This is a genomic window from Streptomyces diacarni (genome assembly GCF_003323715.1).
GTDB lineage: Bacteria > Actinomycetota > Actinomycetes > Streptomycetales > Streptomycetaceae > Streptomyces > Streptomyces diacarni.
Genome location: NZ_QOIN01000046.1, coordinates 483,768 through 501,146 on the forward strand (window position 1 = coordinate 483,768; position 17,379 = coordinate 501,146).

The window sequence follows — 17,379 nt, forward strand, 5'->3', positions numbered from 1 at the left end:
CGGTCTGCGGGTGGGTTGTGCTTTGTGGGGGCACCTCCCGGCCGAAGGCTGGGGGAGCAGTTCCCCGCGCCCCTCCGGGGCGCCCTCCCACATTCCTGCGTCGGGGCCCTTCCCCTCAGCTCACCAGTCGCCGGCGCCGGCTGTCACCTCGCGGGCCGTGGGGCGTGCGGCGTCCAGCACGGTCATGAACCAGGTCGAGAAGGTGTCCGTCGCGTGCCGCTTCTCCAGTTCCCCCGCCGTCACGAACGCGACCTCGGCGATCTCCTCGGGATCCGGGCGCAGTTCCTCGCGCAGCAGCCCCACGAACAGGTGGTTGTACTCCTGCTCCACCAGGCCCGAGGCCGGGTCGGGGTGGTTGTAGCGGACGGTGCCCGCCTCCCGGAGCAGCGCGGGCGCGACGCCCAGTTCCTCGCCGACGCGCCGGGTGGCGGCGGCGAACGGCGCCTCGCCGGGGTACGGATGCCCGCAGCAGGTGTTCGACCACACGCCCGGTGAGTGGTACTTGCCCAGCGCGCGGCGCTGGAGCAGCAGCCTTCCCTCGTCGTCGAAGAGGAAGACGGAGAAGGCGCGGTGCAGGCGGCCGGGCGCCACATGGGCGGAGAGCTTCTCCGCGGTGCCGATCGTCGTCCCGTCCTCGTCGACCAGTTCGAGCATGATCGGGGCCGCTGAGCTGTTCGCCATGGTCATCCTTCTCGTGGGCCGGTGGGCAGCGCGACCCAGTGTGCCGTAGGTTGCGCCGCAACTGTGCATTCTGCGCGAATTTGTCGCTTTCGCGCACGATCGTGCCGCTGTCCGATCGCGCGAGCCCCCTTTGTGTCCGCCGCGTCGCCGTGCGTGCCGTTCAGGCCCACACATGGATTCAGCGACCCGGTGCGGTGCGGCGGTACGGCCCAGACCGCACGAGACGGCTCAGCCGGCCGCGGTGCGCGCCTCGGGGTGCCGCAGCAGCCAGCCCTCCCACGCCGTGGCGACCATCTCGCGCACCCCGAACCGCGGCTGCCAGCCCAGCTCCTCGCGGATGCGCCGCGCCGAGGCGACCACCCGCGCCGGGTCGCCCGGGCGCCGCGGCCCCACCTCGGGCGCGGGCTCGTGCCGCCCTGTGACCTCGGCCACCAGCTCGGCCATCTCCCGCACGGAGACGCCCTCGCCCGTGCCCACGTCGAGCGTCAGGTCGCGGCCGTCCGCGGCGCCGCCGCCCGCGGCCATCGCGCGCGCGGCGGCGGCGTGCGCGTCGGCCAGGTCCTGGACGTGGATGTAGTCGCGGACACACGTGCCGTCCTCGGTCGGGTAGTCGTCCCCGAAGATCCTGGGCGCCTCGCCGCGCGTGAGGGCGTCGAAGAACATCGGCACGATGTTGAAGACCCCCACGTCGGCCAGCTCGGGGGCGGCGGCGCCTGCGACGTTGAAGTAGCGCAGGCAGGCGGTGTCGATCCCGTGGGCGCGGCCCGCGGCGCGCACGAGCCACTCCCCGGCCAGCTTCGTCTCGCCGTAGGGATTCATCGGCACCGTCGGGGTCCGCTCGGTGACCGCGTCCACGTCGGGCATCCCGTAGACGGCGGCGGAGGAGGAGAAGACGAACCGGCGCACGCCCGCGTCCACCACGGCACGCAGCAGGCACGCCAGGCCGTGCACGTTCTCCTCGTAGTAGCGCAGCGGCTGCTCGACCGACTCGCCCACCTGTTTCCTGGCCGCGAGATGGATCACACCCGTCACCCGGTGCTCGGCGAGCGTGCGGGACAGCAGCGCCGTGTCCGACACCGGGCCGCGCACCAGTGGCACCTCGGCGGGCAGCCGCTCGGACAGGCCCGTGGAGAGGTCGTCCAGCGCCACGACCCCCTCGCCCGAGGCGGTCATGGCCCGCGCGACGTGCGCGCCGATGTACCCGGCGCCACCTGTGATCAACCACGTCATGTCCCGCACCCTATCGGCCCCGGTTGTGAGCCGAGCCGGTGATCGACCATGCTGGTGCGCGCAGGTGCGCCACCGGCAACAGCGGGCCGATGAACGCTCGGTGAAGGCTCGTTCCGACGATCGGATACTCTCTGCCGACGTGCTGCCGGCCCCGGAGGGCGACGGCGCATGCTGCCCGCTGCCTTCGTTGTCCCCTTCTCGCGCGGGCATGCCAGCTTCCAAGGAGTGAGTTCGTTCTGTCGACCGCCATCCTCACCGGTCCGCCGGTCGCCGGGTCGTCGCTGGAGGCCGACCTGCGCTCCCTCGGCTTCGACGTGCGCGTGGCCGACGACGCCGACGACGCGACCGCTGTGGGCGCCCACCTGGCAGCGGCGGCGCCCGGTGAACGGCTCGCCCTGATCGACCCCCGCTTCGTGGGGCACACCCACGCGCTGCGGCTCGCGCTGAAGGACCCCCGCTTCGCGGCGGGCGCGCTTCCCGGCGTGCTCGGCCTCACACCCGGGGCCCGCGCCGCGCTGGAGCCCCGGCTGGCGGGCGACCCCGACGAGGCGGCCCGCGCGTTGGAGGCCGCCGGGGTCGAGGTGCACCGCCCGGAGCTGGGCGTGCTGGTCGCGGACGTGCCCGCGAGCCAGACGCAGCGCCGGGAACGCGAGCAGGCCGTCGCCGCCGTGGACGACGAGCAGGTGCGGCTGCGCTCCGCGGTCAAGTCCCGCGACGGCTTCTTCACCACCTTCTGCATCAGCCCCTACTCCCGCTACCTCGCGCGCTGGTGCGCCCGCCGGGGGCTGACCCCCAACCAGGTCACCACCGGCTCGCTCGTCACCGCGCTGATCGCGGCCGCCTGCGCGGCCACGGGGGAGCGGTGGGGCTTCGTGGCGGCCGGCGTGCTGCTGATCGCCTCCTTCGTCCTGGACGCCACCGACGGGCAGCTCGCCCGCTACGACCTCCAGTACTCCACGCTCGGCGCCTGGCTGGACGCCACCTTCGACCGCGCCAAGGAGTACTCCTACTACGCGGGCCTGGCGCTGGGCGCCTCCCGCGGCGGCGAGGACGTGTGGGCACTGGCGCTGGGCGCCATGCTGCTGATGACCGCGCGGCACACCGTCGACTTCTCCTTCAACGAGGCCGGCCACGACGCCTCCGCCAACAGCAGTCCCACCGCCGTGCTCTCCCAGCGGCTGGACTCCGCGGGGTGGACGGTGTGGGTGCGCCGGATGATAGTGCTGCCCATCGGTGAGCGATGGGCCCTCATCGCCGTCCTGACGGCCGCCACCACGCCGCGCGTCACGTTCGTCGTGCTGCTGATCGCGGGCGCCTTCGCCGCCTGCTACACGACCGCGGGGCGGCTGCTGCGCTCCGTGCGCCGCAGGGCGCGCACCGACCGCGCCGCCGAGGGGGTGCGCGCGCTCACCGACAGCGGTCCGCTCGCCGAGCTCGCCGCCCGTGTGCTGCGCCCGGTCGCCCTGCCGAGCCTGGGCGTGCCCGCGCTCGCCCTGCTGGGCGGTGCCGTGATCCTGGCCACCGCGTGGGCCACGCCGCTGGGCAGCTACTGGCCTGTCCTGGCGGCCGCCGGGTACGCGCTGTGCTCGGGTGTGGCGCTCGCGCGGCCGCTCAAGGGCCCCCTCGACTGGCTGCTGCCCCCGATCTTCCGTATCGCGGAATACGGCACGATCCTGGTGCTGGCCGCACGCTCCCAGGCCGACGGCGCGCTTCCCGCGGCCTTCGGGCTGGTCGCGGCTCTCGCCTACCATCACTACGACACGGTGTACCGCATCCGCGGTGGCACCGGAGCGCCTCCGCACTGGCTGGTGCGGGCGGTCGCAGGGCACGAAGGACGGACCCTGGTGGTCGCCGTCGTCGCCGCCCTGTGGCTGGGCGGTGGGCACCCCGAGGGCTTCATCTTCGCGCTGACCGCGCTCGCCGTGGTCATCGCGGTCCTGGTGCTCGCCGAGAGCATCCGTTTCTGGGTGTCCTCGCAAGCACCCGCAGTACACGACGAAACAGGAGAACCCGCATGATCGGCCTCGTGCTGGCCGCCGGCGCCGGACGGCGTCTGCGCCCCTACACCGACACCCTGCCCAAGGCCCTGGTGCCCGTAGGCCCTGAAGAGGGGGGGGAGGCGACTACCGTCCTCGACATCGCCCTGGCCAACTTCGCCGAGGTCGGTCTCACCGACGTCGCGGTCGTCGTGGGCTACCGCAAGGAGGCCGTCTACGAGCGGCAGGCCGAGCTGGAGGCCAAGCACGGCGTCAAGCTCACCCTGATCGACAACGACAAGGCCGAGGAGTGGAACAACGCCTACTCCCTCTACTGCGCCCGCGAGGTCTTCAAGGAGGGCGTGCTGCTGGCCAACGGCGACACCGTGCACCCCGTCTCCGTCGAGAAGACGCTGCTGGACGCACGCGGCAACGGCCAGAAGATCATCCTGGCGCTCGACACCGTCAAGGACCTGGCCGACGAGGAGATGAAGGTCGTCGTCGACCCCGAGAAGGGCGTCCAGAAGATCACCAAGCTGATGGACCCGGCGGAGGCCACCGGCGAGTACATCGGGCTTACCCTCATCGAGGCCGAGGCGGGCGCCGAGCTGGCCGACGCGCTCAAGGCCACCTTCGAGAAGGACCCGCAGCTCTACTACGAGGACGGCTACCAGGAGCTGGTCAACCGCGGCTTCAAGGTCGACATCGCCCCGATCGGCGACGTCAAGTGGGTCGAGATCGACAACCACGACGATCTCGCCAAGGGCCGGGAGATCGCATGCCAGTACTGACCCGCCTCATTCCGTCGCCGGTCGTCGTGGACATCTCCCGCGGCGCCCTGGACGACCTGGCGGGCCTGTTGGCCGATCAGCGGATCTCCACCAACGGCAAGCTCGCTTTCGCGATCAGCGGCGGCTCGGGCGCGGCGCTGCGCGACCGGTTCGCTCCGCTGCTGCCCAACGCCTCCTGGTACGAGATCGGCGGCGGCACCCTGGACGACGCGATCAAGCTCGCCGACGCCATGAAGTCGGGCCGCTACGACGCGGTGGTCGGGCTCGGCGGCGGCAAGATCATCGACTGTGCGAAGTACGCGGCGGCCCGCATCGGGCTGCCGCTGGTCGCCGTCGCCACGAACCTGTCGCACGACGGCCTGTGCTCGCCTGTCGCCACCCTCGACAACGACGCGGGCCGCGGCTCCTACGGGGTGCCCAACCCGATCGCCGTCGTCATCGACCTCGACGTCATCCGCGAGGCGCCCGAGCGCTACATCCGCTCCGGCATCGGCGACGTGATCTCCAACATCTCCGCGGTCAAGGACTGGGAGCTGGGCCACGAGCAGCGCGGCGAGGGCATCGACGGGCTCGCCGCCGCCATGGCCCGCCAGGCGGGAGAAGCGATCCTGCACCACCCGGGCGACGTGTCCGACGACGGTTTCCTCCAGGTGCTGGCCGAGGGGCTGGTGCTCACCGGCATCTCGATGTCGGTCGCGGGCGACAGCCGTCCCGCGTCGGGCGCCTGCCACGAGATCAACCACGCCTTCGACCTGCTCTACCCCAAGCGGGCCGCGCCCCACGGCGAGCAGTGCGGACTCGGCGCCGCCTTCGCCACCTACCTGCGCGGGGACAAGGACACGGCCAAGCTGATGGTCGAGGTGCTGCGCCGGCACAGGCTGCCGGTGCTGCCCGCGGACATCGGCTTCGACCGCGACGAGTTCGTCGAGGCCGTCGCGTACGCACCGCAGACCCGCCCCGGGCGCTACACGATCCTCGAACACCTCGACCTGTCCACCGACCAGATCAGGGACGCGTACGCGGACTATGCACAAACCATCGGTAGCTGAGCTGCGGCCGGTCGTCCACCCCGAGGGTGTGAAGGACCGGCGCAGCGGTGAGCACTGGGCCGGCCGGCTCTACATGCGCGAGATCTCGCTGCGGGTGGACCGGCACCTGGTGAACACCCGGGTCACGCCCAACCAGCTGACGTACGTGATGACGCTCGCCGGCGTCCTGGCGCTGCCCGCGCTGCTGGTGCCCGGGATCGCCGGGGCCGTGCTCGGCGCGCTGATGGTCCAGGCGTATCTGCTGCTCGACTGCGTCGACGGCGAGGTGGCCCGCTGGAAGAAGCAGTTCTCGCTGGGCGGGGTCTATCTGGACCGGGTCGGCGCCTATCTGTGCGACGCAGCGGTGCTGGTCGGCTTCGGCCTGCGCGCCGCCGATCTGTGGGGGAGCGGGCGCATCGACTGGCTGTGGGCCTTCCTGGGCACCCTGGCCGCGCTCGGCGCCATCCTGATCAAGGCGGAGTCCGACCTGGTGGGCGTCGCCCGGCACCAGGGCGGGTTGCCGCCGGTCAAGGAGTCGGCGTCCGAGCCGCGTTCCTCCGGGATGGCGCTGGCCCGCAGGGCGGCGGCGGCGCTGAAGTTCCACCGGCTGGTCCTCGGCATCGAGGCGTCGCTGCTGATCGTGGTGCTGGCGGTCGTGGACCAGGTCCGCGGGGATCTGTTCTTCTCCCGGCTGGGTGTGGCAGTCCTGGCGGGCATCGCGGTTGTCCAGACGCTGCTGCACCTGGTGTCCATCCTCGCCTCCAGCAGGCTGAAGTGACAGGGGGCGACGTGAGCCGGGACAGCCAGGACGGTCGGGGCAGCCGGGACGGCAAGGGCACAGCGACGATGCGACTGGGCGCCGTGGTGCTGACCATGGGCAACCGCCCCGAGGAGCTGCGCGCGCTGCTCGACTCGGTGGCCGGGCAGAAGGGCGAGAGGATCGAGGTCGTGGTCGTCGGCAACGGCGCGCCGCTGCCCGACCTGCCCGAAGGCGTCCGCACGGTCGAGCTGGAGGAGAACCTCGGGATCCCCGGGGGCCGCAACGTCGGCATCGAGGCGTTCGGGCCCGCGGGCCGCGAGGTGGACGCGCTGCTCTTCCTGGACGACGACGGGCTGCTTCCTTCGCCCGATACGGCCGAACTGGTGCGCGAGGCCTTCGCGGCCGATCCGAGTCTCGGCATCATCAGCTTCCGCATCGCCGACCCGGACACCGGCGTGACCCAGCGCCGCCACGTGCCCCGGCTGCGGGCCTCAGAACCGATGCGCTCCTCGAAGGTGACCACCTTCCTCGGCGGCGCCAACGCCGCACGCACCAGCGTGCTGGCCCAAGTCGGCGGTCTCCCCGACGAGTTCTTCTACGCCCACGAGGAGACCGACCTGGCCTGGCGCGCGCTGGACGCGGGCTGGGGCATCGAGTACCGCGCCGACATGGTGCTGCACCACCCCACCACGGCGCCCAGCAGGCACGCGGTCTACCACCGCATGGTGGCCCGCAACCGGGTCTGGCTCGCCCGCCGCAACCTTCCGGCCCTCCTCGTCCCCGTCTACCTCGGCGTCTGGCTGCTGCTGACGTTGGCCCGCCGCCCCTCCATGCCGGCGTTGAAGGCGTGGCTGGGCGGATTCAAGGAGGGCTGGACGACACCCGCGGGCCCCCGCCGCCCCATGCGGTGGCGTACGGTATGGCGTCTGACGCGGCTCGGACGCCCGCCCGTGATCTGACAAGCTCTCCCTTTGAGAGCATCGGCTCCCAAACACCTGCGCAGTGTGAGGACGAAAGTTTCCATCGTGAGCGAGACAACCCACGACAGTGCCGTCGGTGTGACGCCCCCGCCGTCACCGGACGACGGTCTGACCTCGGCCGAACTCGCGGCCAAGTACGGCCTGTCGGTGAGCGGGGCGCGCCCTACGCTGCCCGAGTACGTGCGGCAGCTGTGGGCGCGGCGGCACTTCATCCTCGCCTTCTCCCGGGCGAAGCTGACGGCGCAGTACAGCCAGGCCAAGCTGGGCCAGCTGTGGCAGGTCGCCACCCCGCTGCTCAACGCGGCGGTCTACTTCCTCATCTTCGGCATCATCATGGGCGGCCGCGAGGGGATCCCCGGCGGGCAGAACCGCTACATCCCGTTCCTGGTCACCGGGGTGTTCGTCTTCACCTTCACCCAGACCTCGGTGCTCAACGGGGTGCGGGCGATCTCCTCGAACCTGGGGCTGGTGCGGGCGCTGCACTTCCCGCGGGCCTCGCTGCCCATCTCGATCTCGCTCCAGCAGCTCCAGCAGCTGCTGTTCTCGATGATCGTCCTGGTCGTCATCCTGCTCGGCTTCCGTGAGCTGCCCGGCTTCTCGTGGCTGATGATCGTCCCGGTCCTGGCCTGCCAGTTCGTCTTCAACACCGGGCTCGCGCTGATCATGGCGCGGCTGGGCAGCAAGACCCCCGACCTGGCGCAGCTGATGCCGTTCATCACCCGCACCTGGCTGTACGCCTCCGGCGTGATGTTCTCCCTGCCGTACATGCTCACCAAGCACAACGCGCCCGACTGGCTGGTCGACGTGATGCAGGGCAACCCGGCCACGGTCTACATGGACCTGATGCGGTACGCGCTGATCGACGAGTACGGGGTTTCGGACATGTCGCCGCTGGCCTGGCCGCTCGCCGTCTTCTGGGCGGTTGTGTTCGGCATCGGCGGATTTGTTTTCTTCTGGAAGGCGGAGGAGCGTTATGGCCGTGGCTGAGCAAACCGAGCGCAGCGGAGCGACCGCCCAGTCCGGTACGAAGACCGAGGCCCAGGCCGAGCGGACCCCGGCCCCGTGGGTGCCGACCGTGGTCGCCGAGGATCTGCACATCGTCTACCGCGTCTACGGCGGCGCCAAGGGCAGGGGCAGCGCGACCGCGGCGCTCAACCGGATCATCCGCCGCAAGCCGGGTGGCGGTATGCGCGAGGTGCACGCGGTGCGGGGCGTCAGCTTCACCGCCTACCGCGGCCAGGCCATCGGCCTGATCGGCTCCAACGGTTCCGGCAAGTCGACGCTGCTGAAGGCGGTCGCCGGGTTGCTGCCGGCCGAGCGGGGCCGCGTCTACACCGACGGCCAGCCCTCGCTGCTGGGCGTGAACGCGGCGATGATGAACGACCTGACGGGCGAGCGGAATGTCATCCTCGGCGGCCTGGCCATGGGCATGTCCCGCGAGGAGGTGGCCCGCCGCTACCAGGGGATCGTCGACTTCTCCGGCATCAACGAGAAGGGCGACTTCATCACCCTGCCGATGCGCACCTACTCCTCGGGCATGGCGGCCCGGCTGCGCTTCTCGATCGCCGCGGCCAAGAACCACGACGTCCTCATGATCGACGAGGCGCTGGCCACCGGCGACAAGAAGTTTCAGAAGCGCTCCGAGGCCCGCATCCGCGAGCTGCGCAAGGAGGCCGGCACGGTCTTCCTCGTCAGCCACAACAACAAGTCCATCCGCGACACCTGCGAGCGGGTGCTGTGGCTGGAGAAGGGTGAGCTGCTCCTGGACGGGCCCACCGACGAGGTCCTCAAGGAGTACGAGAAGTTCACCAGCAAGTAGCCCGCTCCCACGCGGTGCCGTGAACGGCGAGTGGCCCGCGCCCCCCCCGGTGGGGGCGCGGGCCACTCGCCGTTCGGCGGAGCCGGTTCACACGCCCGAGTGCACCGGTTCCTTGTCCTTGCCGCTGTCGTTGTCGGCGGTTGCGGACGCGTCCTCGGTCGCCTTGCCGGGGTCCGACTCGCTCAGCCCGACCCTGGCGTGCAGCCGCCGCAGCGGTCGGGGCGCGTACCAGGAGGTGCGGCCCAGCAGCCGCATGGCGGCCGGCACGAGTACGCCGCGCACCGCGACGGCGTCGATCAGGATGGCGAGCCCGCTGCCGAGGCCGAACATCTGCAGGAACGAGATCTGGCTGGTGGCGAAGGCGAAGAAGCTGACCGCCAGCAGTCCCGCCGCCATGGTGACGATGCGTCCGGTACGGGAGAGGCCGCCGGCCACGGCCTCACGGTCGTCGGTGCCCGCGTCGTGCAGTTCCTTGATGCGGCTGGTCACGAAGACCTCGTAGTCCATGGACAGCCCGAAGACGATGCAGAACATCAAAACCGTCATCGAGGTGTCCATCGGCATCGCGGTGAAGCCCAGCACCGAGGACAGGTGGCCGTCCTGGAAGACCCAGACCATGGCGCCGATGGCCGCCGTCAGGCTGATCGCGTTCAGCACCAGGGCCCGCAGCGGCTGGACGACGCTGCCGGTGAAGAGGAACAGCAGTACGAACGTCGAGCCGAGGACCCACAGCACGGCCGCGGGCAGCTTGTCGGCGATGGCGGTCTTGGAGTCGATGAGCGCCGCGTCCTGGCCGCCGACGAGTACGCGGACACCGTCGGGCCCCGGCATGGCGCGGAGGTCGCGGACGAGTTCTGCGGCCGCGTCCGAGGCGGGGGTGGTCTTCGTGGTGACGGTCAGCCGGTGGACACCGTCGCGTTCGAAGGCGGCGGCCGAGGCGTCCGGCTTCCGTACGGCGTGCCCCGCGGCCCAGGTGCCGGTGGCGGACCGGACGCGGACGACGCCCTCCAGCCGCGAGACGTCGGCGGCGTACCGGGCGACGGCCCGCTGTGGGGCGCTCTCCTCGGAGACCAGGGCGATGCTCGCGGCGTCGTTGCCCGCGAAGTCCTGCTGGAGCACCGTGGAGACCTGGCGGCTCTCGGCGGACTCGGGCAGCACCCGCTCGTCGGGGGAGCCGAACGTGGCACCCAGCAGCGGGCTCGCGGCCAGCAGCAGGACGGCCAGCACCGGCAGGGCCGTCAGCGCCGGCCGCCGCATGACGGTGGTCGCCATCTTCCGCCACAGCGGGGCCTCGGGGCGGCGCACCGCGTCGGCCCAGGGCAGCCGCCCCTTGTTGACCCGCTCTCCGAGCACCGCGAGCAGGGCGGGGACGATCAGCAGTGCGGCCAGTGCGGCGATGGCCACCACCCCGATGCCCGCGTACGCGAAGGAGCGCAGGAAGAACGGGGGGAAGAGCAGCAGTGCGGCCAGTGCGGCGACCACGGTGGCGGCCGAGAAGAGGATGGTGCGCCCCGCCGTGCGCACGGTCGTGCGCAGCGCCCGCGCCGTCTCATCACCTGCGCCGAGCCGTTCGCGGAAGCGGCTGACCAGCAGCAGTCCGTAGTCGATGCCAAGACCCAGACCGAGCGCCGTGGTCAGGTTGACGGCGAAGACGGAGACGTCGGTGACGCTGCCGAGGACGTAGAGCTCGGCGAAGGTGCCCAGGATGGCCACGACCCCGATGGCCAGGGGCAGCAGGGCCGCGACGACGCTGCCGAAGGCGATGATCAGCAGCACGAGCGTCACGGGGACGGCGATGGCCTCGGCCAGCGCGAGGTCCCCGGAGACCTGCGCGGTGATGTCGCCGTTCAGTGCGGCAGGGCCGCCCGCCTGGACGCTGACCGGGCCCTTCTCGCCGGTCCACTGGCCGGTCACCTCGGTGATCCGCTCGGTGTCGGCGTCGTCCATGTGGGCCAGCACGAGGGCGCGGTCGCCGTCGCGTGAGGTGAGCGCCGAGCCTCCCGGAGCCCAGTAGGAGGTCACCTGGGAGACGCCCGGCTCGGCGCGCAGGCCGCGTGTCAGCTTTTCCCCGGCCCGTTCGACGGCGGGGGCGTCCAGGTCGCCGTCCTGGGCGGAGACGAGCAGGACGAGATTGTTCTCTCCGCCGAACTTCTCCTCGATCAGTGCGGCGGCCCGTGAGGAGGGCGAGGCGGGATCGTCGAATCCGCCGCCCTTCAGCTTGCCGAAGGCGCCGAAGCCGACGGCGGCGAGCGCCACCACCGCCAGCAGGGCGAGCAGGAGCACGGTGCGCGCCCTGCGGTAGGTGAAGTCGGCTGTGCGGTCGAGCACGTGGTTCCCCCCGGTGGATGTGGCAGTGCGAAGGCGGGCGGCGGCCCCGCAGGATGTTTACGCCGTCAACATGATGATGGCGGCGAATGTTACGGCCGTCAACATCGGGCAGGATGGAGGCCATGGAGGCGAACAGTGCAGCGAGGGGGCGGACGGCCCCCGGTGAAACCAGGGCGAGCGGTGGCAAAGAGGGCCGCTACCACCACGGCGACCTGCGCAACGCGTTGATCCGAGCCGCCATCGAACTGGCTGCCGAAGGCGGTCCGGACGCCGTGGTGCTGCGCGCCGCCGCCCGCAAGGTCGGCGTCTCCGCCACGGCCGCCTACCGCCACTTCGAGGGCCAGGGCGATCTGCTGGGCGCGGTCAAGGAGTACGGCCAGCAGCGCCTCGTCGCCTGCATGGAGGCGGTGGGCCGCGCGAGCGAGGACGTGGGGCCCCGGACGGTCACGGACCGCATGATGGAGCTCGGACGCGGCTACGTGCGCTTCGCCCGGGAGGAGCCCGGCCTCTACCGCACGGCCTTCTGCCGCAAGGCCCTCGGCGCCGTCGGCCTCACCGAGGAAGGGGGTCTGGCCGACGTGGAGGGGGAGCAGCCCGGCTGGGAGACCCGCTCCTTCGAACTGCTCACCGAGACGCTGGACGACGCCGTCGCCGCCGGTCTGATCACGCCCGAGCGCCGCCCCGGGGCCGAGCTGAGCGCCTGGGCCATGGTGCACGGGGTGGCCATGCTCTTCCTCGACGGCCCGCTCGGCACCCTGACGGACGAGGAGTCCTCCTACGTCGTCGACCGCGTTCTGACCGACATCCTGGCCGGTTTGATGTCCTCCTGACGGGTGATCACGAATGTCGGACCCGGGATGGTGACCCACCGCACGGGGGATTGATGTACGGCGTAAGCTGTTTCGGTGCTGATGCGCGGTAAGTCGGGCGAGTCGGTCCTGGGCGAGGTGTGCCACGGGCCGCTTCCGCAGGCCAGCGCGTGCGGCGTGTCCGAAATAGGATGTTCTGGCGCGGCGGTGTAGAAACGGAGATGTGACGGCAATGGCCATGGGCAGTACGTGGTGACCGCGGAGGAGGACGCGCACGCGAGCGCGGTGCTCTCCAAGGCCAGGGCGGAGAACTTCCCGGTGGCGCCGCGCTTCCTCCCCCGCGAGTGGCGTGACGACCTGATGGCCGTCTACGGATTCGCCCGCCTGGTCGACGACATCGGCGACAGCGACCTGACCTTCGGGGCCGAGCACGCCGTCGCCCTCGGCCTGGCACCCGAACAGGCGGGCGACCCGCTCGCCATGCTCGACGCGTTCGAATCCGACCTGCACCGCGTCTTCGAGGGCACCGCAGGAGGCGCCGGCCCCACCGGCCGTACGGGCCCCACCGGCCGTACGGGCCCCACCGGCCGTACGGGCTCCGCCGCCGCGGCGCGCGAGCCCGGCCACCCGCTGCTGCGCGCCCTGGTGCCCACGGTGCGCCGCAGGGGCCTGACCCCCGAGCCGTTCCTCGCCCTGGTCGAGGCCAACCGGCAGGACCAGAAGGTCCGGCGCTACGCCACCTGGGGCGAACTGCTGGCCTACTGCGAACTGTCGGCCAACCCCGTCGGGCACCTCGTCCTGGCGATCACCGGCACCTCGACGCCCGAGCGGGTCCGCCGCTCCGACGCGGTCTGCACCGGGCTGCAGATCGTCGAGCACCTCCAGGACGTCGCCGAGGACCTGGCCCGCGACCGGATCTACCTGCCGGCCGAGGACATGGACCGCTTCCGCGTCAGCGAGTCGGACCTGGCGGCCCCCACCGCCAACGCCTCGGTCCGCGCCCTGGTCGCCTTCGAGGCCGACCGGGCGCTGGGCCTGCTGGACGAGGGCACGCCGCTGGTGCGCAGCGTCCACGGCAGGCTCAGGCTGCTGCTCGCCGGGTTCACCGGCGGCGGCAGGGCGGCGGCCGGGGCGCTGCGGGCCGCGCGGTACGACGTACTGGCAGGGGCTCCCAAGGCGGGCGCCGCGAGCGTGCTGCGCGAGTCCTGGGCGAGTCTGCGAGGAGAGGGGTGACCGGGACGGTGGGAAAGACAGCGAAGACCGCCAGAGCGGGCCGGGCCACGGAGGCCGGGTCCGCGCAACAGCTTCCGGGTCCCGTGAGCGCCGCCTACCGCTACTGCGAGGCCGTCACGGGAGCGCAGGCCCGCAACTTCGCCTACGGCATCAGGCTGCTGCCCGGGCCCAAGCGGCAGGCCATGTCCGCGCTGTACGCCTTCTCCCGGCGCGTGGACGACATCGGCGACGGCGACCTGCCCGCCGAGGCCAAGCGCGAGCGCCTGGAGCGCACCCGGGACCTGCTCGCCCTGGTCAAGGACCGCCAGATCCGCGACGACGACACCGATCCGGTCGCCGTCGCGCTCAGCCACGCCGCCGACCGCTTCCCCCTCCCGCTCGACGCGTTGGACGAACTGATCGACGGCGTCCTGATGGACGTCACCGGCGCCACGTACGAGACGTGGGACGAGCTGAAGGTCTACTGCCGCTGCGTGGCAGGGGCCGTCGGACGGCTCTCGCTGGGCGTCTTCGGCACGGTGCCCGGCGCGCGGGATGCGGCCCGCGCCCCCGAATACGCCGACACCCTGGGGCTGGCTCTCCAACTCACCAATATTCTCAGGGACGTTCGGGAAGACGCGGAGGGCGGGCGTACGTACCTTCCCTCGGAGGACCTCGAGAAATTTGGCTGTGCCGCGGGATTCAAGAGCACTGCGGTGCCGGACGGCGCCGACTTCACCGGACTGGTGCACTTCGAGGTGCGTCGCGCACGGGCACTGTTCACCGAGGGGTACCGGCTGCTGCCCATGCTCGACCGGCGCTCCGGCGCCTGCGTCGCCGCCATGGCCGGGATCTACCACCGCCTGCTGGACCGCATCGCGGCCGACCCCGCGGCCGTCCTGCGCGGCCGCGTCTCCCTGCCGGGACGGGAGAAGGCCTACGTGGCGGTGCGCGGCCTCTCAGGACTCGACGCCCGGCAGGCCTCCCGGCGGAGCGCCTGATGGCCGCCACCACGCGGCGCGGCGCAACCCGCCGCCCGGATGCGGCGTCCCAGCGGGCGCGGACGGCGGCACCCGGCAGCCGGTCCGAGGGGAGGAGCGTCCATGACAGCGGACGACACACCGTCCGGTGACCGTCCCGCCGGCCCCCGGCGAGCCGTGGTGCTCGGCGGCGGCATCGCCGGCACGACAGCCGCGCTGAGACTGGCCGAAGCGGGCCTTGAGACCACCTTGGTGGAGACCAGGCCCCGGCTCGGCGGACTCGTCTTCTCCTTCCGCCGCGACTCCGCCGCGGGGCCGCTGAACGTCGACAACGGCCAGCACGTCTACCTGCGCTGCTGCACCGCCTATAGCTGGTTCCTGGAGCGCGTCGGCGCCGCCGGGCTCGCCCCGCTCCAGGACCGGCTCGACGTCCCCGTGCTGGACGTCGGCGGCAGGCGGCCCCGGCTGGGCCGCCTGCGGCGCACCGGGCTGCCCGTACCGCTGCACCTGGCGGCGAGCCTGAGCACCTACCCGCACCTGTCCGCGGTCGAACGCGCCTCCGTCGCCCGCGCCGCGCTCGCCCTGGGGAACCTCGACCCGGCCGACCCCGCGCTCGACGCCCTCGACTTCGCCACCTGGCTGCACCGGCACGGACAGTCGCCGCGCGCCATCGAGGCGCTGTGGGACCTGGTGGGCACCGCCACCCTCAACGCCCGCGCCCCGCACGCCTCCATGGGGCTGGCCGCCAAGGTCTTCCGCACCGGACTGCTCAGCGACCCTGGCGCCGCCGACATCGGCTGGGCCCACGTGCCGCTCGGCGACATCCACGACGTCCTCGCCCGCGCCGCCCTCGACGACGCGGGGGCCCGCACGCTGCTGCGCACCCGGGCACGCGCCGTCACCCGGACCGAGGACGGGCGCTGGCGGGTGACGGTCGAGCAGGCGGCCGAAGGGACCACGGAGCTGACCGCCGACACAGTGGTCTTCGCCGTACCGCAGCGGGAGGCGCACAGGATGCTGCCCCCCGGCGCCCTCGCCGACCCGGGCAGACTGCTGGACATCGGCACCGCGCCCATCCTCAACGTGCACGTCGTCTACGACCGCAAGGTGCTGCGCCGCCCCTTCTTCACCGCGCTCGGCACCCCCGTGCAGTGGGTCTTCGACCGCACCAGCGCCTCCGGGCTCACCGGCGGCGGGCAGTACCTGGCGCTGTCCCAGTCCGTCGCGCACGAGGAGATCGACCTGCCGGTCGCCACCCTGCGCGAGCGCTACCTGCCCGAGCTGGAGCGGCTGCTGCCCGCCGCGCGGGACGCCGGAGTGCGCGACTTCTTCGTCACCAGGGAGCGCACCGCCACGTTCGCACCGACGCCCGGGGTCGGGCGCCTGCGCCCCGGCGCGCGCACCGCGTCCCCGGGCCTCTACCTCGCCGGCGCATGGACCGCGACCGGCTGGCCCGCGACCATGGAAGGCGCCGTCCGCAGCGGGGCGCAAGCCGCGCGTGAGGCTCTCGTCGCGCTGGGCCGCCCGTACGGGAGGGAACCGGTCCCCGGCATCGAAGGAAGAGCGCATGAGCACCACTGACGCAGCAAGCACCGCCAGCCAGGGCCGGCCGGCCGACCCGACAGCACCGCACCAAGGAGACCCTGTGATCCCGGCGAAGCCGCATCTCGCAAACGCCGAGAACGACGACGGCGAGGGCACCACGAGCGAGGAGACCGGCAGTAGGGCAGTGGCCGCGCTGCTGGAGCGCGGACGTACGCTCAGCACGCCGGTGCTGCGGGCGGCCATCGAACGGCTGGCCCCGCCGATGGACGCCGTCGCCGCCTACCACTTCGGCTGGATCGACGCCGCGGGCCGCCCCTCCGAGTCGGCCGGCGGCAAGGCGGTGCGGCCCGCTCTCGCGCTGCTGTCCGCCGAAGCCGCCTCGGCGGCGCCCGAGGTGGGCATCCCCGGCGCCGTCGCCGTGGAGCTGGTGCACAACTTCTCCCTGCTGCACGACGACCTGATGGACGGTGACGAACAGCGCCGCCACCGCGACACGGTCTGGAAGGTGCACGGCCCTGCCCAGGCCATCCTCGTCGGCGACGCGCTGTTCGCGCTGGCCGGCGAGATACTGCTCGAACTGGGCACGGTGGAGGCGGGGCGGGCCACCCGCAGGCTGACCACGGCCTCCCGCAAGCTCATCGACGGGCAGGCGCAGGACATCTCCTACGAACACCGCGACGTCGTCACGGTGGAGGAGTGCCTGGACATGGAGGGCAACAAGACCGGCGCGCTGCTGGCCTGCGCCGCCTCCGTCGGCGCCGTGCTGGGCGGCGCCGACGAGCGCACAGCGGACGCACTGGAGGCGTACGGCCACCACCTGGGCCTCGCCTTCCAGGCCGTCGACGACCTGCTCGGCATCTGGGGCGACCCCCAGGCCACCGGCAAGCAGGCCTGGAGCGACCTGCGGCAGCGCAAGAAGTCGCTGCCGGTGGCCGCCGCACTCGGCTCCCGGGGCCCGGCCGCCACCCGGCTCGCCACGCTGCTGTCGGCCGACGCGGCCAAGAGCCAGGCCGAGTTCGAGGACTTCCACGAGACGGAGTTCGCCGAGCGGGCCGCCCTCATCGAGGAGGCCGGAGGCCGCGAGTGGACCTCCCAGGAGGCCCAGCGCCAGCACACCACGGCCATCCAGGCGCTCGACTCCATCGAGATGCCGGGACGGGTGCGCGAGCAGTTCGTCGCGCTGGCCGACTTCGTCGTCGTACGGCAGAGGTGAGTGCCCCGGCACCACACGGCTCCGAGC

Annotated in this window: 15 protein-coding genes; 12 read left to right on the top strand and 3 right to left on the bottom strand. The window is 72.3% G+C overall.

The window, feature by feature from the left end:
- Positions 1-120: 120 nt before the first annotated feature.
- Both idi and galE read right to left on the bottom strand, forming a co-directional pair.
- A complete protein-coding gene (idi, locus tag DTL70_RS18950) occupies positions 121-681 on the bottom strand; it encodes an isopentenyl-diphosphate Delta-isomerase (RefSeq protein ID WP_114023227.1) in 561 nt (186 codons plus the stop codon).
- Between the two features lie 228 nt (positions 682-909).
- Entirely contained in the window at positions 910-1,911 is a 1,002-nt protein-coding gene (gene galE, locus DTL70_RS18955) for a UDP-glucose 4-epimerase GalE (protein WP_114023128.1), read from the bottom strand.
- Between the two features lie 236 nt (positions 1,912-2,147).
- Here galE and DTL70_RS18960 point away from each other — a divergent pair, with 236 nt between their 5' ends.
- The 7 genes from DTL70_RS18960 (at position 2,148) to DTL70_RS18990 (ending at position 9,265) form a co-directional block, all read left to right on the top strand.
- Complete coding sequence (locus DTL70_RS18960; protein ID WP_114023129.1) at positions 2,148-3,929, top strand: DUF5941 domain-containing protein; 1,782 nt, start codon at positions 2,148-2,150, stop codon at positions 3,927-3,929.
- Positions 3,926-4,678: a phosphocholine cytidylyltransferase family protein gene (locus DTL70_RS18965; RefSeq protein ID WP_114023130.1), complete on the top strand. Its 753-nt coding sequence runs from the start codon at positions 3,926-3,928 to the stop codon at positions 4,676-4,678. The genes DTL70_RS18960 and DTL70_RS18965 overlap by 4 nt, the downstream gene beginning before the upstream one ends.
- Positions 4,666-5,727: an iron-containing alcohol dehydrogenase family protein gene (locus tag DTL70_RS18970; RefSeq protein WP_114023131.1), complete on the top strand. Its 1,062-nt coding sequence runs from the start codon at positions 4,666-4,668 to the stop codon at positions 5,725-5,727. The genes DTL70_RS18965 and DTL70_RS18970 overlap by 13 nt, the downstream gene beginning before the upstream one ends.
- Positions 5,705-6,484, top strand: a complete 780-nt coding sequence (locus DTL70_RS18975) for a CDP-alcohol phosphatidyltransferase family protein (RefSeq protein WP_114023228.1) — start codon at positions 5,705-5,707, stop codon at positions 6,482-6,484. The genes DTL70_RS18970 and DTL70_RS18975 overlap by 23 nt, the downstream gene beginning before the upstream one ends.
- A 68-nt stretch (positions 6,485-6,552) precedes the next feature.
- The gene (locus tag DTL70_RS18980; RefSeq protein WP_114023229.1) at positions 6,553-7,425 is read left to right on the top strand and encodes a glycosyltransferase family 2 protein; all 873 of its coding nucleotides are present in this window, start codon (positions 6,553-6,555) and stop codon (positions 7,423-7,425) included.
- Positions 7,426-7,491: 66 nt separating this feature from the next.
- Positions 7,492-8,433 carry an ABC transporter permease gene (locus DTL70_RS18985; RefSeq protein ID WP_114023132.1) on the top strand — a complete coding sequence of 314 codons (942 nt, stop codon included), beginning with the start codon at positions 7,492-7,494 and terminating at the stop codon, positions 8,431-8,433.
- A complete protein-coding gene (locus DTL70_RS18990; protein ID WP_114023133.1) occupies positions 8,420-9,265 on the top strand; it encodes an ABC transporter ATP-binding protein in 846 nt (281 codons plus the stop codon). The genes DTL70_RS18985 and DTL70_RS18990 overlap by 14 nt, the downstream gene beginning before the upstream one ends.
- Before the next feature lie 87 nt (positions 9,266-9,352).
- Here the strand turns inward: DTL70_RS18990 and DTL70_RS18995 are convergent, their stop codons facing one another.
- On the bottom strand, positions 9,353-11,593 hold the full coding sequence (locus tag DTL70_RS18995; RefSeq protein WP_114023134.1) for an MMPL family transporter: 2,241 nt from the start codon (positions 11,591-11,593) through the stop codon (positions 9,353-9,355).
- 122 nt (positions 11,594-11,715) lie between these two features.
- Here DTL70_RS18995 and DTL70_RS19000 point away from each other — a divergent pair, with 122 nt between their 5' ends.
- The 5 genes from DTL70_RS19000 (at position 11,716) to DTL70_RS19020 (ending at position 17,352) form a co-directional block, all read left to right on the top strand.
- On the top strand, positions 11,716-12,423 hold the full coding sequence (locus DTL70_RS19000; protein ID WP_245979460.1) for a TetR/AcrR family transcriptional regulator: 708 nt from the start codon (positions 11,716-11,718) through the stop codon (positions 12,421-12,423).
- 228 nt (positions 12,424-12,651) lie between these two features.
- Positions 12,652-13,635, top strand: coding sequence for a squalene synthase HpnC (hpnC, locus tag DTL70_RS19005; RefSeq protein WP_114023136.1), 984 nt, complete (start codon positions 12,652-12,654; stop codon positions 13,633-13,635).
- An 83-nt stretch (positions 13,636-13,718) separates the two neighbouring features.
- Positions 13,719-14,615, top strand: coding sequence for a presqualene diphosphate synthase HpnD (gene hpnD / locus DTL70_RS19010; RefSeq protein WP_245979471.1), 897 nt, complete (start codon positions 13,719-13,721; stop codon positions 14,613-14,615).
- A 102-nt stretch (positions 14,616-14,717) separates the two neighbouring features.
- Positions 14,718-16,175: a hydroxysqualene dehydroxylase HpnE gene (hpnE, locus tag DTL70_RS19015; protein WP_114023137.1), complete on the top strand. Its 1,458-nt coding sequence runs from the start codon at positions 14,718-14,720 to the stop codon at positions 16,173-16,175.
- Complete coding sequence (locus tag DTL70_RS19020) at positions 16,162-17,352, top strand: polyprenyl synthetase family protein (RefSeq protein WP_114023138.1); 1,191 nt, start codon at positions 16,162-16,164, stop codon at positions 17,350-17,352. The genes hpnE and DTL70_RS19020 overlap by 14 nt, the downstream gene beginning before the upstream one ends.
- The last annotated feature ends 27 nt before the right edge of the window (positions 17,353-17,379 follow it).

Coding starts and splice junctions, on each gene's coding strand:
- hpnE (WP_114023137.1), top strand. CDS start 14,718: ATGACAGCGGACGACACACCGTCCGGTGACCGTCCCGCCGGCCCCCGG.
- DTL70_RS18990 (WP_114023133.1), top strand. CDS start 8,420: ATGGCCGTGGCTGAGCAAACCGAGCGCAGCGGAGCGACCGCCCAGTCC.
- DTL70_RS18965 (WP_114023130.1), top strand. CDS start 3,926: ATGATCGGCCTCGTGCTGGCCGCCGGCGCCGGACGGCGTCTGCGCCCC.
- DTL70_RS19020 (WP_114023138.1), top strand. CDS start 16,162: ATGAGCACCACTGACGCAGCAAGCACCGCCAGCCAGGGCCGGCCGGCC.
- DTL70_RS19000 (WP_245979460.1), top strand. CDS start 11,716: ATGGAGGCGAACAGTGCAGCGAGGGGGCGGACGGCCCCCGGTGAAACC.
- galE (WP_114023128.1), bottom strand. CDS start 1,911: ATGACGTGGTTGATCACAGGTGGCGCCGGGTACATCGGCGCGCACGTC.
- DTL70_RS18970 (WP_114023131.1), top strand. CDS start 4,666: ATGCCAGTACTGACCCGCCTCATTCCGTCGCCGGTCGTCGTGGACATC.
- idi (WP_114023227.1), bottom strand. CDS start 681: ATGGCGAACAGCTCAGCGGCCCCGATCATGCTCGAACTGGTCGACGAG.
- DTL70_RS18975 (WP_114023228.1), top strand. CDS start 5,705: ATGCACAAACCATCGGTAGCTGAGCTGCGGCCGGTCGTCCACCCCGAG.
- DTL70_RS18980 (WP_114023229.1), top strand. CDS start 6,553: ATGCGACTGGGCGCCGTGGTGCTGACCATGGGCAACCGCCCCGAGGAG.